The sequence below is a fragment of the Heliomarina baculiformis genome (assembly GCF_019966545.1).
Taxonomy (GTDB): domain Bacteria; phylum Pseudomonadota; class Alphaproteobacteria; order Rhodobacterales; family Rhodobacteraceae; genus Heliomarina; species Heliomarina baculiformis.
Genome location: NZ_JAIMIC010000006.1, coordinates 320408 through 337071 on the forward strand (window position 1 = coordinate 320408; position 16664 = coordinate 337071).

Genomic DNA, 16664 nt, shown 5'->3' on the forward strand with positions numbered 1-16664 from the left:
TCCATCCAAGGTTATGGCCCCACTGAAAAATCCGGGTGTGAGGATACTAAAAGATGCTCGAATTTATCCGCCAGAACTCTGAACTGATGCAGATCGGGGCCAGCCTGGCCACGACGCTGGTTTGGCTTGTCTATCTCCACGTTCTCCTACGCGGTTTTCGCGAACAGCGCAGATCCAGCGTACTGATTAACCGCGGAGGCGGCGAGGATATTGACGCCAGATGTCTGGTTTCGAACATGGGCGCGCAGCCTGCCTATCTCCTCGATGTTCTTGCCTGCATCGAGACCGACGAGGGCGCAGACGTTTCCAGCGTGGTCGACCGGCAGGAACTTCGGCGCGAAGAGCTGGAGCGGGCGACCGAGATGACAGGACAAGGGCCGCTGCCAAGTGGCGGTTACGTCGACATAGGAAGCTTCAAAGACATTGCAAAACGGGCCGATAGCGATATTCGGCTCGATGATATGTCCCGAAGGACAGTCAAACTGATCGCTGTCGCCGCGACCAATCAGGCGGCTCATATCGTGGCCGCCGTAAGGGAGTTTGATCTCGTTCCCGAGGACAACAGTATATCCGTACGCCCACGGTCCCTCGAAGCAAAGCAGTTGCGGTCTCGCCGGTCGCGAAAGCAGGTGCGCAAAGCGCTCGAGATGCTCCAGAACCGTTCAGGATCTGGCCCGGAGATCGCTGCTGAATTGCAGAACGTCTGATGCGGAATGGTAGGTACCGTTGACCGCTCGGGTCTATCTGACCAAGCCGGAGACAAGATTGGCCACCCGCCATACTAAATTTCTTCGCGTACGCTGACGGGACATATCCACACTTTTGGCGCCAAACCCAAGGCACTTGTGCTCTTCATTCCTCGCCGGTTCCGTGAAACGGAAATCGCCACAAGCACGAGATGGAAATTCGTTCAGGAAATGATAGCAAGACGTGGGGGAATTACACGAACACAGGTCGGTCAAACCCGCACCACGCAACCACAGCAGAATGCGACAAACAGATTCGCACCCAGAGAATGATGCGATCAAGTGATGGCCGGAGGCCGTGATAAACCTTCTTTTCGCGCAGGCCAGTGAGCAGGACGCACGACCTCAAAGCATCAACATGCAATTGAAATAAAAAGATTTTTCCAAAAGAACCAACCCTCCTTCCTCCCCGCAGTTAAGCCATTTCGCTTAACAAAATGAATGACAAAACGGGCGGCTTGCCCTGTGATGCGCTTAGGGAGCACCGAAAGTGGAGGAGAAACGACATGACGAAAGCGGCAATATCTCTGGCGCTGTTACTTGCAGTCGGAGCGACGTCAGTTCACGGCCAGACCGCCGAAGAACTCATCAATGACACATCGACAACCGGCGACGTCCTGACATACGGAATGGGGTATGGTCAGCAACGATACAGCCCACTCGACCAGATCAATACTGAAACCGCATCGCAATTGACCCCGGTCTGGGCCTACAGCCTCGACGATGGTCGGGGGCAGGAAAGTTTCCCGCTGGTCCGCAACGGCGTCATGTATGTGACCACGCACAAGGCCACGATGGCAATCGATGCGATGACCGGCAAACAGATCTGGAAAACCTCCGTGGAATACCCTGCCGAAACACCGCGGGTTGCATGCTGCGGTATCGTCAACCGAGGGGTTGCGATGCTCGATGGCAAGCTGTTCAGAACCACGCTCGACGCGCATGTGATCGCGCTTGATGCCGAAACCGGCGAGGAAATCTGGCGCAAAAAGTCCATCGATTTCAAGACAGGATACTCATTCACCGTGGCGCCGCTTGTTGCCGATGGCGTGGTCATCGTGGGCATTTCGGGCGGCGAATACGGGGTGCGAGGATATATCGAAGCCTATGACCCGGAGTCGGGCGAACAACTCTGGCGAACCTACACCGTCCCCGCCCCGGGTGAACCCGGGTCCGAGACCTGGCCGGAAGGAGATGCCTGGGAACGCGGCGGAGGCCCCGCATGGCTGACGGGCACCTACGATCCCGATCTGAACACGGTCTACTGGGGCACAGGAAATGCAGGCCCATGGAACGCCGGCCTGCGTCCGGGCGACAATCTTTATACAACGTCCATTCTGGCACTCGACCCGAAAACGGGCGAAATAAAGTGGCACTACCAGACGACTCCAAACGATCCGTTCGACTATGACGCAACGAACGAACTGGTACTTGCCGATCTGGATGGCCAGAAAGTCCTGATGCAGGCGAACCGCAACGGTTTCTTCTACGTGTTGAACCGGGAAACCGGCAAACTGGTGGCTGCCAACAAGTTCGTTGATCGGGTCGACTGGGCCGAAAGCATTGATCTGGAAACCGGCAAGCCCAATCAGACCGAGGTCGCGGAGGGCGCGCGCACCGGCGATCAGGTCGAATTCTGGCCTTCGGCTTTCGGCGGAAAAAACTGGTCCCCCATCTCCTATGATCCCGAAAAGCAGACCGCATTCGTCAACACGATCAACGTCGGGATGAACTACAAGGCCGTTGAACCGCAGTACCGCGCCGGGGTCTTCTATTTCGGAGCCGAATTCAGCTGGTCATGGCCGGAAGGCAACCGGGGCTTCCTGCGCGCTATCGATCCGCTGACCGGTGAGGTGAAATGGGAAGACGGCAGCGAGATCCCGCGACTGGCCGGAACGCTCGCAACGGGCGGCGGATTGGTCTTTACCGGCGCACAGACAGGGGAATTCGAGGTCTTCAATTCGGAAACCGGCGAAAAACTCTGGTCGTTCAATACAGGTTCCGGCGTTATCGGCCAGCCGATGACGTGGGAGATGGATGGCAGGCAATATGTCTCCATCGTGAACGGGGGAGGCGCGGTTTATGCGCTCTTCTCGGGCGATGAGCGCCTTGCGAGCTACCCCGCTGGCGGAAACCTCTGGACCTTTGCACTGCCGAACTGAACACATGAGAATATCGATAATTGGACTTGTCCTGCTGGCGCATCTGACCGCGCCAGCTCAGGCAGATGAAGCCGCTCTCGCCAAGGGCGCGAGCACCTACAAGCAGTTCTGTTCCCATTGCCATGGGATCGACATGAAAAACCCCGGCACATCCTCTTACGATCTGCGGAAATGGCCGCAGGACCGGAAGGACGAATTCTACAACAGCGTTCAGAACGGGAAAGGCGACATGCCGGCTTGGGGTGACATCCTCTTGCCCGACGAACTCGACGTATTGTGGATCTACGTGGTGACACGCGGTGGAAAGGAGCCGCTGCCCGAAGGGCCGGACAATGGGTAGTCGTAATCTGCGGCTATTCGCGGGCCTTGCCGCCACCCTCTTGTTCACGCTCGCCACGCCCTCGGTCGCACCGGCCGAGACAGAGATCGAGACAATGGAGCCCGGTGTTCTAACGGCATGCTTGCCGCGGAACTCCGGCGTCATCGCAGGCAAGCGAAATGCTGGCGGGTCCGGTTTCGACTATCACCTGATAAAAGAAATCGCCTCGCGGATGGGCCTTGCGTTTTCCCCGGTCTGGTTCGAAGGCGAACTAGAGGAACAAAGCGATCCGCTGCGCGACACCTACGCCATGTTGTCGCTCCCTCTCTGCGATGTCGTGCCCGGCCATCCGCGCTATGTGCGGGCGGTCGGCGCCCCAGCCTATGATCGCGCAAGATTGCCGCGCTGGGTCGGCATGCCGCAAGAGATCGACCAGTCTACGAGCTTTATGAAGGATGTTCAGACCGAATTCGTCGACGTCCGGCCGCTCGCCGTTTCACACGGATACATGCGCTCCACGATTGGGCTCGTCTATCTCGACGGCACGACAGAGCCGAAAGGCTTGAACGACCTTCAAGACCGGCCTCTGGCCTTTCAGCAAGGGACGCTGTCGGGGGCCATAGCGATGGCGTCCCTACCCCCGCATGATCGGAAACAGGCGCGGCATTTCAATCCCGGCGCCTCTTTCCTGTGGCAGGCAGAAATCGAAGGCATGCAATTGGCTATCGTCGACGTTGCAGCCTTTGACAACTACCGGCAAAGCAACGCGATCACCCGTCTGAAGCTTGCGGAATGGCGCCACCCATTTGGCATGGATATCGGCATCGCCGTGCTCGAAGAGCGCAAAGAACTATTGAAAAGCCTGAACGACATTCTGGACGACATGGCGGATGAAGCATGGCTTCAGTCGCTCGCCTCGTCAGAAGGCCTCACCTATTCGCCTCCTGCCGACACTGAACTGGCACCGGAAATTACCATGCGGGATCTACTCACGTCACCCTGAGCCCATGCGACCCGGCAAAATCCAGAAAGCAGAACGCAAGCCACGAGATGCAAAACGCATTCACCCGGCATGGGCGGTCGACAGCGTGCTCTGCCGAAAGGCGCGCGGGGTAATGCCTTCGCCACGCTTAAAGGCGCGGGTAAAGGCGCTTTGCTCCGAAAAGCCGGTCAGAAATGCGATTTCGGCAAGCGAGTATTCCGAGCGTCGCAGCAGTTTGCGCGCCAGCCGCCTGCGCGCTTCGGCGACAAGTTCCTGATAGCTTTTGCCACCGTCAGACAGACGACGCTGCAAAGTGCGCGTGCCCAGACCCAGACGTCCCGCGACCTCGGCAAGCTGCGGCACCCCGCCGCTGAGCAGTCCCGCGACCTCTTCGATCACCTGCGCCGCCAGCCTGTCCGGCTCCGTCTCCATCGGGGGAAGCGTGCTTTCCAGATGATCAGAGAAAAACTTCCAGATGCCGAGATCACCGATCGGGCTGGCACGATCTACGTCCTCGACCGCGAATTGCATTCCGTCGATTTCCTGATCAAAGATCGGCTCTATGCCGAAATGATCAGTCAGGGCCGCGGTACTTCCCTCGCGCCGGTGCGCGAACTGAAGCCGGACCGGTTTTAGGTCCGGCCTGCTCGACTCACGGCACAGCGTCAGAAAGGTCGCCAGGGCCGCCTCGTTGGAAAGATAGTTGCCAAGCCGCGCAGGTTGTGGCCTGCGATGCGTCCAGCAATAGACATTGCCCTTGTCCTCAACAGCAAAGGCCGAAGAACTGTTATAAAGCCGCGCATACCGGTGCATTCGCTCAAAGGCATGGCGCAGGGTTGGCGCCGATTTCATGGCAAGCCCGACAGCTCCGAATTCCTCGCATCGCATGCCAGCGCAGACGCGCATGTGGAATGCCGGATCGGGCCATTCGCTCTCTGCGATCTTTTCCAGCAGGGTAAAGTAGTCAGCCGTCGTGATCCTGGCGTCGGGCGCGCGCGCGGACTCTTCGGTCAGTCCAACCAAAGCGAATAGCTTGGCCTTGTCCGAAACGTTGCGCGCCTCGCTCACCTGCTTGCGCACGAACATCGCTGAAATTTCCGTCACGCCCCTTCCTCCGACAGCCCATACCCCCGGGCTTTGCCGAGACCGGCGCATTCTGTCCCGCTTTGTCACGAGACGTCAAGTTTCTGTCAGGTCGGGTCAATACCGCTACGCCGCCCAAAGCATATCCAAGAGGCATACGGAGACAGGCAAATAAACGACCACAAAGTCGGTCGCGCCCGGTCTCCGGTGGCTTTGAAAACATCTGCGCCGACAAGCGCGAAAAAGGAGGAAGATCATGGAGTTGAGGAATCGAAACATCAAACTGGCCCTGTCCGTCGTTGGTGCCTGTTTCGGCGCGGGACTGACGGTTGCCGCAGGCGCCGCAGTCGTTGGGCTCGGAAAGGGACCGGCCATGGCGCAGGATGGTGAAGTGCGCGCCGCAACGGCCACCCTGCCGCCGATCAACGACGGCCTGCCGATGCCCGGTTTCGACATCACCGCCGGTGATACGGCGCTTGTAATCACAGACCCGCAGAATGACTTTCTCTCGCCCGATGGTGTGACCTGGGGCGTCGTGGGCGAAAGCATCACAGCCAACGGAACAGTCGAGAACCTCGAGTCGCTGTTCGCCGCTGCCGAGAAAGCCGGGATGCCGGTGTTCGTCTCACCTCATTACTACTACGAACATGACCACAAATGGCACTTCGAGGGCACGCTCGAGACGGTGATGCACCAGCTGGGCATGTTCGACCGTCCGACGGCGCTGGACATGACCGGTTTCGAAGGCTCCGGCGCGGACTGGCTGGAACGGTACAAGCCCTACATCAACAATGGCGAAACCGTCGTCACCAGCCCCCACAAGGTCTACGGGCCGGAAAGCAACGACCTGCTTCTGCAGCTTCGCAAGGCGGGGATCGACAAGGTGATCCTTGGCGGCATGTCGTCAAATCTCTGCACGGAATCCCATATGCGGGCGCTGATCGAAGCCGGCTTCGAGGTCATGGTCGTCACCGATGCCACCGCCGGAGCGATCACCGCGCATTACGACGGCTACGCCGCATCGCTGACCAACTTCCGCATGATCGCCAGCGCCGTGGACAACACCGAAAACACTGTGCGCGCGATCGAAGAAGCCCACGCCATGTAATGCCGGTGGCACAGGGTCCCTGCTCCCGGGTCCGACTGCCGCCCATGCATGCGGCCCGCCGCCCGCCCATTCCGGCAGGTCGCCTCACGGTCCGGCCCCATCTCGTCCCAACTCACCTCACAGGGGCCGGACCTTTTCACCGCCAAAACCGCCGGATTTTCGGAACGGCTACCGTCCGGCGAACCATCCAGCCATCGCCTGACAGGGTTTCCTGCACAGGCTCAACAAAAGGAAAAACCAATGTACTCCAAACCTCTCACCAACCTGTTCCTCGCAATGAGCGTTGCCTGGGCCATCGCGACCCCGGCAATGGCCGAGGATGAATACAACGTCACAAACGGGTTCACGATTGACGGCGTGCCTCTGGCGCTGCGCGGCGTTGACCCGGTTGCGCTCTCGACACTGAACGCCGTCGCCAGCGGCGCGGCGACCCAGACCGTGATCCATGATGGTGTCGCCTATTACTTCTCGTCCGAGACAACCGCCGCGATGTTCGAGGCCGATCCGGGCAAATACCTGCCCCAGTACGGTGGGTTCTGCGCCTTCGCCGTCGCTCTCGGCAAGAAGCTTGACGGTGATCCGCGCTATGCCGATATTGTCGACGGCAAGCTGTACCTGTTTGTGAATGCTGCGGTGTTTGCGAAATACAAGGAAGATCCGGAAGGCACGATCAGCAAGGCCGAAGAGATCTGGCCGACCATTCATCACGCCGCCGTCGGCAGCTTGTAACGCCACGACTGACCGGCAGCGCCCCTGCCGGTCAACTCACATCCGCATTGACATGGCCACGCCTTGGCGCGTGCAGATCAAATTTTCTGACAGGATCTGACAATGGACACCAACACTGAAACCGAGATCAAGCGGCTGGCGGCATTCTCCGATGGGGCCACTGGAGGAAACCCGGCGGGCGTTGTCGTGGGCAACACCCTCCCCTCCGAGGCCGAGATGCAGAAGATCGCGGCTGACGTGGGATACTCCGAAACCGTCTTTGCGGCACCTGACGGGGGTGGCTGGCGCGTGCGCTATTTCTCACCCGAGGAAGAGGTCGCCTTCTGCGGTCATGCCACCGTGGCGCTCGGCAGCGTTCTTGCCGAACTGGGCAAAGAGGGCACCTTCTCACTCCACCTCAATTCGGGGAACATCACGGTCGAAGCCCATCGCGACGGCGACGCCGTTCAGGCAACCCTGACCTCGCCGCCGACCCGCAGTGCCGCCGCAGATCCCGGCCTTGTCGATGCTGCACTGAAGCTCTTCGGCTACCAGCCCGCTGATCTTGATCCCGCCCTCCCCCCCGGGCTCGCTCATGCCGGGAACGACCATCTGGTCCTCGCGCTTCGTGACAGGGCCGCGCTTGCCCGGATGGACTATGATCTGGCGGAAGGTGCGCGCCTGATGCGCCAGCACGGTCTGACGACAATCGATCTCGTCTGGATCGAGACAAAGCGGAAATTTCACAGCCGCAACGCCTTTGCCGTTGGCGGGGTACTCGAAGATCCGGCAACAGGGGCGGCAGCCGCTGCCCTCTCGGGATATCTTCGTGACATCGGCTGGCCACATGAAGGCGGCATCGACATCGTACAGGGCGAAGACATGGGGTCAAGATCCCTGCTTCATGCTGAAATCAGCGATGTGGCCGGGGAGGGCATCAGGGTGTCAGGATCAACAAGAACCATGGAGCGATAAGGACTCCGTCGGAGCAGAACGACGCAAAACCCGACACGCGTCCCCGACAAACCCAAGGATGAGAATTGCCTTGAGTTCGCGCTTCTTGTTCCAACAGACCTGCCAGTCCCCCAAGGCGCCTCACCCCGAAACAACCTGAGATTGCCGCAGGTTCATACAATGCTGAGCCTGAAGGCATTCTGTGCTAGGATCGCACAACCTGGCGGCGATTCTGATAAGAGCGTGTCCCTGAATTCAAAAGCGCCGTTTTCGCTTTGACCGCTACGGTTTGCATTTTCGGGAGGAAGACATGACCAAGATAACTCTGAATGGCGCGGAGCGGGACTTTGACGTAGACCCGACCATGCCGCTTCTCTGGGCCATCCGGGACGCGGCGGGGCTCACCGGTACAAAATACGGATGCGGCGCGGGGCTTTGCGGAGCCTGCACCGTACATGTCGAAGGCGAAGCCGTGAGGGCCTGCCAGACCAGCCTCGGCAGCGTCGAGGGCAAGGCGGTGACAACGATCGAGGGGCTGGACCCCGCAGGTAATCACCCGGTTCAGGTCGCTTGGCGCGATCTCAACGTTCCGCAATGCGGCTTTTGTCAGCCCGGCCAGATCATGCAGGCGGCGGCCTTTCTGAACGAAACGCCAAAGCCCACGGACAGCCAAATCCTGGAAGCCATGGCCGGAAACGTCTGCCGGTGTGGTTGTTATCAGCGCATCGTCGATGCCGTCCGCCACGCCAGCACGGGGATCTGAGACATGCTTAAGTATCTTGAACCCCTGATCGAAACAGCAACCGCGCATGTCAAATTCGAAAAAGTCACCCGCCGAGGATTCCTTGGCACTTCCGGTGCGTTTGCGCTGGCCGCCCACGCCGTTCCGGCCCGCGCCTTCGACACCTATGCCGTTGGCGGCACCGACATGCCCCACGGTATCGTCGACGATCCCCTGATCTTCGTATCGATCGACGCCGACGGCACGGTGACTTTGGTCGCTCATCGCTCGGAAATGGGCACTGGTAGCCGCACCTCCATCCCGATGGTGATGGCGGATGAAATGGAGGCCGATTGGTCCCGCGTGAAAATCGTGCAGGCCCCCGGCGACGAACCGAAATACGGCAATCAGGACACCGACGGGTCACGTTCGATGCGCCACCATATCCAGATGGCACGCAAGATCGGTGGCGCGGTACGCACCATGCTGGCCCGCGCCGCGGCCGAGGAATGGGGCGCCGATCCATCGCAAATCACCGTGGAAATGCACGAGGTTAAAGGCCCTGCCGGTCAGACCATGGGCTTTGGCGATCTGGCCGCAGCGGCGATGGCACAGCCGGTCCCTGCCCATGAAGAGATCGCCTATAAAACCGAGGACCAGTTCCGCTATATCGGGAAGGGCGAAATCCAGATCACCGATATCCACGACATCACCACGGGCGAAGCAGTCTATGGCGCCGATGTCACCCTCCCAGGCATGAAATTCGCCGTGATTGCCCGCCCACCAGTCGTCGGAGGCAAGGCCGCGTCCTACGACGCCAGCGAAGCGCTGGCCGTTTCCGGTGTCGAAAGCGTGCATGAAATTCCCTACGTCTCCATGCCGCCGCTCTTTGCACCGCTCGGCGGGATCGCCGTTGTGGCCAGCAATACCTGGGCCGCGCTGCAGGGACGGGATATGCTAAAGATCGAATGGGAGGCCGGGCCGCACGGGGACTACAACTCCGAAAGCTACATGGCCGATCTGATCGCCCAGTCGGAGAACCCAGGCACCATCGCCCGCGACCAAGGCGATATCGACGCCGCCTTCGCCAGTGCCGCCAAGACCTTCACCGGCACCTACACGCAGGACCATATGGCGCATATCCCGATGGAGCCACCCGCCGCCATTGCCAGCTATACGGATGGCAAGCTCGAAATCTGGGCGCCAGTCCAAAGCCCCTACACAACCCGCACAGACACGGCAAAGGCGCTTGGGCTCGATCCGGAACAGGTCACCGTCCATGTCACGCTTCTCGGTGGCGGTTTCGGACGCAAGTCCAAGGCCGATTTCGTCACCGAGGCAGCGCTTCTCTCCAAAGAGCTGGGTGCTCCGGTGCGGGTGCAATGGACACGCGAGGACGACGTAAAACATTCCTTCTATCACACCACCTCGGCAGAACGGATCGACGTCGCGATGGATGAGGCGGGCAAGGTTACCGGCTGGAGGCATCGCTCCGTCGCGCCCTCGATCCTTTCGACCTTCGCCCCCGACGAAGGCAACATGCTGCCCCTCGAACTTGCCATGGGGATGACCGACCTGCCCTTCGATCTGCCCAATATCCGGTGCGAGCACGGCAAGGCGCTCGCGCATACCCGGATCGGCTGGTTCCGCGCGGTGTCCAACATACCGCACGCATGGGCCATCGGCTCCTGCGTCGGCGAGTTGGCGCAAGAGCTCGGCAAGGACCAAAGGGAGATGTGGCTGGACCTCATCGGTGCGCCGCGTTCCCTCGATCCGACAGCAGCCGGGCTGCCTGACAACTTCTGGAACTACGGCGAACCGATGGCCGAGTTCCCCATCGAAACGGGCCGGCTGGCAAATGTCCTCAATATGGCCGCTGATGGCATCGGCTACGGCGCCGACATGCCCGAAGGTGAAGGTATCGGGCTCGCCGTGCACCGCAGCTTTGTGTCCTACGTCGCTTGCGCGGCACGGGTAAAGGTAGCGGATGGTCGGATCACCGTGCCCGAAATGCACATGGCCATCGACTGCGGATTCGCCGCGAACCCCGAACGTATCGAAAGCCAGATACAGGGTGCGGCCGTTATGGGAATGACGGTGGCCCTGCATTCGGGGATCACCTTCGAGGACGGTGCGGTTCAACAGTCGAACTATTACGACTACGACGTGGTGCGCTCGGACAACTACCCCACGGTCGTCACCCATATCGTGCCGCATCCCTTCTCGGTCCATGCCACCGGCGTGGGTGAACCCGGGGTCCCACCGGTATCCCCCGCCATTGCCAACGGGCTGTTCGCCGCGACCGGAGAACGGCGCCGCCATCTGCCCATGGGCGTGGACGCATAACGCACACCGGACCGCGCCGTTTCACCTCGGCGCGGTTCAACAATCAATTCGCGCTAAAGTCTGATCCGGGAGTCGTCTAGACCGCCTGATCTGCTTCCGTCTGACTGCAACTCCCGCCAAGCACCCGGAACTCGGGGCTAACCGCTTCGATCACATTATCGGAATATCAACCGGATACTGCCATCCAATGACCTGACTCAGCCCGTCGCCGAGTCTAACATTGCCGCCATAAGGAAACGGCAACTTGGTAACGGGAAAACAGCGATGACGGCGAACCTGACAAGGCGCGGATTTTGCACCGCAATGGCTGGCGCCTCGGCTGCGCTTGCCCTGCCCGTAAGCGCAGCCTCCCCCATCCCTTTGACCGCGCGGACGGCCAAAGCACAGATCGCACCGCCCCAATACGCGATGACGGATGTGTGGAGCTACGATGGCAAGATACCCGGCTCGATCCTGTGCCTCCCCCAAGGCGGCCGACTGACGCGGCGGCTGGTGAATGAACTGCCCGTGCCAACCTCGATCCACTGGCATGGCATACGTATCGACAATGCGATGGATGGTGTCGCCGGGCTGACGCAGGATGCGGTGCCGTCGGGCGAGATCTTCGACTACGATTTTACCACGCCGGACGCCGGCACCTACTGGTATCACGCGCATACCAACTCGATGGAGCAGGTCGCACGCGGCCTTTCCGGTCCGCTGATCGTCGAAGAACAGGAGCCGCCCGACGTGGACCGCGACGAAGTCATTCTCTTTGACGACTGGTTGCTGAATCCCGAAACCGCGCAATTTGCCGAGCCCTTCAATCACCCGATGATGCTGAGCCACGCCGGACGCATCGGCAACCTTCTGGGTGCCAACGGGTCGTTCGATCCAGTCCTGCCCGCCAGGCGACATGAAAGGCTGCGTCTGCGCCTGATCAACGCCGCAAACGCGCGCATCTTGGATCTCCGGCTGCATGGGCTGAAAGGCTGGACCGTTGCGCTCGATGGCATGCCGCTGAAGAAACCCGAACCCGTGGACAGGGCCATCTCCCTCGCCCCCGCCCAGCGCGTGGACCTGATCGTGGATGTCATCGCAGATAAAGGGGAAGAAGCCGGCCTGCTGCACCTTGCAAATGACGACAGCTGGCAGGTGCTCGTCCGAATTCCAGTCACTGGAAAAGCCGCAGCCCATACGCGCGCAGCCCCTGTCGCATTGCCCCCGAACCCGCGCATGGACGTCCCCGGTCTCGATACGGCGCAACGGCTCGAGATGACCATGGAGGGCGGTGCCATGCGCGGTCTTACCTCGGCAAGCTACCAAGGGCGCGATATGGGCGGCCGCGAGCTGATGCAGAATGGTCAGTTCTGGGCGCTTGCAGGACAGGTCGGCATGACAGAAACGCCTTTCGCCCGCTTCGACAGGGGCGAAACCGTCCGTCTGAAACTTATGAACAACACGGTTTTTGCCCATGCCATGCATCTCCACGGCATGCACTTCCGGCAGGTCCGCGCTGACGGCAGTCTTGGTCCGATGCGCGACACGATCCTGAGCCTGCCGAACCAACCGGTGGAAATTGCCTTTGTCGCCAACAACCCGGGCAAATGGCTGTTTCATTGCCACATGCTTGCACATGCAGCTTCCGGCATGAACACCTGGATCGAGGTCGCGTAACCTGCCAGGCTGCGCAAAAGCCCACAGGAAGGAACCGGAATATTGAAGAGATACGTCATTCTTGCCCTCGCCATGGCGGGCAGCGCCGCTATTGCGCATAGCGATGTGAAAGATCCGAATGTCCAGAAGCGGATGGCTGGCATGAAGGACATGGCCGCCCAGATGAAGACCCTTGGCGCGATGTCGAAAGGAAAATCGGCGTTCGATGCTAGCGCGGCGAATGCGGCCCTCGCCGTAATATCGACACAGGCGGCACGCATCCCCGCGCTCTTCGAGATCAAGGCAGACGACCCGCAATCCGAGGCGCTGCCGCGAATCTGGGCGGATCATGACACGTTCACAAACCACGCACGCCGGTTGAATGAGGCGGCGGAAACCCTCACCGGGACCGTTCAGCAAAAAAGCGAACTTGGCCGTGCGGTGAAGCAACTCGGTCGAGCCTGTCGCAGCTGTCACGAGACCTTCAAGGACTAATCCAAGCCCTGCGGTCGTCGCTTCTGGCCTTAATCGTACTTTGCCACGCACAGCACCTTCCGAAGCCCTGTAAAGGTTAGCATGTGAAATTTATCGTAATGCGCGCCGGTTTGGGCTTTCCCCCTTTCGTCCGTGACTCTACGCTCCCATGGGATGGTCCCGCGAAAGGTTGACTGGATGGATATCTCCGACAAGCGTGGGTTCGGACTGTTTGCCGCCTTGGGCACGGTCACGATCTGGGCGGGTTTCATCCTGATCACTCGCTTCGCCGTTCAGGGTACCTTCACCGTCGAGGAGCTCCTGATCCTGCGCCTTATCCCCGGCGCGCTGCTGCTGTCACCGGTCATGTTCAGACTGGGCGTGCTGCCGCGACAGAAATCCTGGGCAAGGTCCGCCATCCTGATGGTTGGCGCCAGCGCGGTCTTTCCCTACCTCGTCTCGATGGGCCTCGCCTTTGCACCGGCATCCGATGGTGGCGCACTCGCGCCCGGTATGCTGCCCTTCTGGACGGCGCTGGCCGCTTTCGTAATCATGGGTGAAATCCCCGGACCACGCCGCCGCGTCGGACTTGTCATGATCCTTGTCGGCGCCATGCTCGTCAGCCTCTGGCAGATCGTCGCCGGATCAGAAGTCGACGCGTGGAAGGGACACCTGATGTTCCTGCTGGGATCGCTGCTCTGGGCGATCTACTCGGTGATCTTCCGTCAAAGCGGGCTTTCCCCTCTGCATGGTCTTGTTATCGGCCTGTTCTGGGGTTGCGTCCTGATCGCGCCACTGCTTCTCGCAACCGGCAACGTGACGTTCTCGCGCGTAAGCCTGACCGACATCGCCGTGATGATCGTTCTGCAAAGCTTTATCATCGCGGTTCTGGCGATGTTCCTCTTTGGCTATGCGGTGCGCATCCTTGGCGCGGCCGAAACCGCGGCGTTCGGTGCGTTGACTCCAATCCTCGCCCTGCTCGGCGGCGTCGCCTTTCTCGGCGAAGCGGTCACGCCTCTGAAAATCCTCGGTGTCGCCTTGGTGGCTGCAGGCGTGTTCCTTGCTTCGGGCATTCTCAGCAAACGACAGCCCGCTACCATCTCCTGATCCACCCCTGATCATTTGAAAGATCGCCCGCGACCCAATCGCGGGCCGCGCTGCATTGCGAACATTTTTCGGAACCGTGGTGCTTACCCGTACGTTTTGCCCCGAGCGCCGGGGCCATAACGATCCGGACGCGACCAGAGTTTTCACCAACAGTCGTATCTACTGTTTGTATCGAGAGGCTTCCATGAAAGACGCGAAACTAGACAAGGGCGGCGCACCCCGCCAGCAGGAAACAGACCGGGAGCGCACCATGACCACGGCGCAGGGCGCCCCGATCGCAGATGACCAGAATTCGCTCAAGGCAGGCTCGCGCGGCCCGACCCTGCTCGAAGATCATATCATGCGCGAAAAGATCTTTCACTTCGATCACGAGCGTATCCCCGAGCGGGTCGTCCACGCGCGCGGCTATGGCGTGCACGGTCATTTCGAACTGACCAAGGCGATTCCTGAACTTTCCTGCGCCGACATCTTCCAGCGCGAGGGTGAAAAGACCCCTCTTTTCACCCGCTTTTCCACCGTGGCAGGTAGCAAGGGATCGCCGGATGTTGCTCGTGACGTGCGTGGCTTTGCTGTCAAATTCTACACGCAGGAAGGCAACTGGGACCTTGTCGGCAACAACATTCCCGTCTTCTTCATTCAGGACGCGATCAAGTTTCCCGACCTGATCCATTCGGTCAAACCCGCGCCGGACCGTGGTTTTCCGCAGGCCCAGAGCGCCCATGACAACTTCTGGGATTTCGTCTCGCTCTCGCCCGAGGCAACCCACATGACCGTCTGGGCCATGTCCGACCGCGCGATCCCGCGCTCCCTGCGCTTCATGGAAGGCTTCGGCGTTCACACTTTCCGCCTGATCAACGCCAAGGGGGAAAGCCACTACGTAAAGTTCCATTGGAAACCGCGTCAGGGGATGCAATCCGTCGTCTGGAACGAAGCGCTCAAGATCAACGGCATGGACCCGGATTTCCACCGCCGCGACATGTGGGATGCCATCGACAGCGGCGATTATCCGCAATGGGATCTGGGCATTCAGGTGTTTGACGACGAATTCGCCGACAAGTTCGACTTCGACATCCTCGACGCGACCAAGCTGATCCCCGAAGAGGAAGTGCCCGTCCAGATCATCGGCACCATGACGCTGGACAACAACGTCGAGAATTTCTTTGCCGAAACCGAACAAGTCGCCTTCTGTACGCAGAACATCGTCAACGGCATCGACTTCACCAATGACCCGCTACTTCAGGGGCGCAACTTTTCGTATCTGGACACCCAGACCAAACGTCTCGGCGGGCCGAACTTCACCCATATCCCGATCAACGCGCCGCGCTGCCCGATGCACCACTTCCAGCAAGATGGACACATGGCGATGCACAACCCCAAGGGTCGGGCCAATTACGAGCCCAACAGCTGGGGCAAGGATGGCGGGCCCCGCGAAAACCCCGAGATCGGATTCAAGAGCTACGAGGCACCGGTCGAAGGCCCGAAACAGCGCACCCGTTCGGAAACTTTCGCCGATCACTACAGCCAGGCGCGGCAGTTCTTTATCAGCCAGACCGAGACCGAGCAGAACCATATCATCGCGGCCTATACTTTTGAGCTATCCAAGGTTGAACGTGAGGAAATCCGCCTGCGGATGCTGGGCCACCTGATGAACGTCCATGACGATCTTGCCTCCGGCGTCGCCAAGGGTCTTGGCATTGAAGACATGCCCGAACCCGCAACGCCTGCACGGGAACCGATCACCGATCTGAAACCTTCGGACGCGCTCAGCATCCTCAAGAACGCACCCGAGAGCTTTGCCGGTCGCAAGCTGGGGATCTTCCTCTGCGAAGGTGCGGATGCCGGGTTGGTTAAAGACCTGAAAACCGCATTCGAGGACGAAGGCGCAAAGGTCGCGATTATTGCCCCCCATATTCGGGGCGCCAAGCTCTCGGACGGCAAGATGATGGAGGCCAATGAAAAGATCGACGGAGGACCGTCGGTCGTCTTCGATGCGGTCGCGATCATCCTCTCCGAGGACAAGGCCAAGGATGTCGCTGCAATAAAACCGGCAAAGGATTTTCTCAGCGATGCCTATGCCCATTGCAAGTTCATCGCCCATGCCTCTGCCGGTCCCCTATTCGACGCCGCAGGGCTGAAGGACAAAAAGGACGACGGGATCATGGATCTCTCCACCGACAAGGCCGGGGATTTCCTCAAGGCCTGCCGCAAGCTGCGGTTCTGGCCGCGCGAAATGGCCTGAAGCACCAAAACGGGGCCTGCCCTGCCGGGCCCCGTTCTACCTCCTTGATACGGCACAACCATTGACGAAATATCAGACGC

At 60.1% G+C, this 16664-nt stretch carries 14 protein-coding genes; 13 read left to right on the forward strand and 1 reads right to left on the reverse strand.

Going from position 1 to position 16664, the window contains the following annotated elements; translation table 11 throughout:
- The first annotated feature begins 53 nt into the window (after positions 1 to 53).
- The 4 genes from MF268_RS15870 to MF268_RS15885 all read left to right on the forward strand — a co-directional run bounded on the left by MF268_RS15870 (position 54) and on the right by MF268_RS15885 (position 4230).
- On the forward strand, positions 54 to 707 hold the full coding sequence (locus MF268_RS15870) for a hypothetical protein (protein WP_238371841.1): 654 nt from the start codon (positions 54 to 56) through the stop codon (positions 705 to 707).
- Between the two features lie 545 nt (positions 708 to 1252).
- Entirely contained in the window at positions 1253 to 2908 is a 1656-nt protein-coding gene (locus MF268_RS15875; RefSeq protein WP_238371842.1) for a PQQ-dependent dehydrogenase, methanol/ethanol family, read from the forward strand.
- 4 nt (positions 2909 to 2912) lie between these two features.
- Positions 2913 to 3248, forward strand: a complete 336-nt coding sequence (locus MF268_RS15880) for a c-type cytochrome (protein WP_238371843.1) — start codon at positions 2913 to 2915, stop codon at positions 3246 to 3248.
- Positions 3241 to 4230, forward strand: a complete 990-nt coding sequence (locus MF268_RS15885) for a type 2 periplasmic-binding domain-containing protein (protein WP_238371844.1) — start codon at positions 3241 to 3243, stop codon at positions 4228 to 4230. The genes MF268_RS15880 and MF268_RS15885 overlap by 8 nt, the downstream gene beginning before the upstream one ends.
- A gap of 60 nt (positions 4231 to 4290) precedes the next feature.
- On the opposite strand, the gene MF268_RS15890 is transcribed toward MF268_RS15885, so the two are convergent.
- Complete coding sequence (locus tag MF268_RS15890) at positions 4291 to 5313, reverse strand: AraC family transcriptional regulator (RefSeq protein ID WP_238371845.1); 1023 nt, start codon at positions 5311 to 5313, stop codon at positions 4291 to 4293.
- Between the two features lie 235 nt (positions 5314 to 5548).
- Between MF268_RS15890 and MF268_RS15895 the strand changes: the two genes are divergently transcribed.
- The 9 genes from MF268_RS15895 to MF268_RS15935 all read left to right on the forward strand — a co-directional run bounded on the left by MF268_RS15895 (position 5549) and on the right by MF268_RS15935 (position 16584).
- Positions 5549 to 6400 carry a cysteine hydrolase family protein gene (locus tag MF268_RS15895; RefSeq protein WP_238371846.1) on the forward strand — a complete coding sequence of 284 codons (852 nt, stop codon included), beginning with the start codon at positions 5549 to 5551 and terminating at the stop codon, positions 6398 to 6400.
- Between the two features lie 240 nt (positions 6401 to 6640).
- Positions 6641 to 7129, forward strand: a complete 489-nt coding sequence (locus MF268_RS15900) for a YHS domain-containing (seleno)protein (protein ID WP_238371847.1) — start codon at positions 6641 to 6643, stop codon at positions 7127 to 7129.
- A 102-nt stretch (positions 7130 to 7231) separates the two neighbouring features.
- Positions 7232 to 8083, forward strand: a complete 852-nt coding sequence (locus MF268_RS15905) for a PhzF family phenazine biosynthesis protein (protein WP_238371848.1) — start codon at positions 7232 to 7234, stop codon at positions 8081 to 8083.
- A gap of 289 nt (positions 8084 to 8372) precedes the next feature.
- Entirely contained in the window at positions 8373 to 8825 is a 453-nt protein-coding gene (locus tag MF268_RS15910) for a (2Fe-2S)-binding protein (protein ID WP_238371849.1), read from the forward strand.
- 3 nt (positions 8826 to 8828) lie between these two features.
- Entirely contained in the window at positions 8829 to 11129 is a 2301-nt protein-coding gene (locus MF268_RS15915; protein ID WP_238371850.1) for a xanthine dehydrogenase family protein molybdopterin-binding subunit, read from the forward strand.
- A 264-nt stretch (positions 11130 to 11393) separates the two neighbouring features.
- Entirely contained in the window at positions 11394 to 12785 is a 1392-nt protein-coding gene (locus tag MF268_RS15920) for a multicopper oxidase family protein (protein ID WP_238371851.1), read from the forward strand.
- 42 nt (positions 12786 to 12827) lie between these two features.
- Positions 12828 to 13259 carry a c-type cytochrome gene (locus MF268_RS15925; protein WP_238371852.1) on the forward strand — a complete coding sequence of 144 codons (432 nt, stop codon included), beginning with the start codon at positions 12828 to 12830 and terminating at the stop codon, positions 13257 to 13259.
- Between the two features lie 177 nt (positions 13260 to 13436).
- Positions 13437 to 14345, forward strand: coding sequence for a DMT family transporter (locus MF268_RS15930; protein ID WP_238371853.1), 909 nt, complete (start codon positions 13437 to 13439; stop codon positions 14343 to 14345).
- Positions 14346 to 14529: 184 nt separating this feature from the next.
- Complete coding sequence (locus MF268_RS15935) at positions 14530 to 16584, forward strand: catalase (RefSeq protein WP_238371854.1); 2055 nt, start codon at positions 14530 to 14532, stop codon at positions 16582 to 16584.
- Positions 16585 to 16664: the final 80 nt, after the last annotated feature.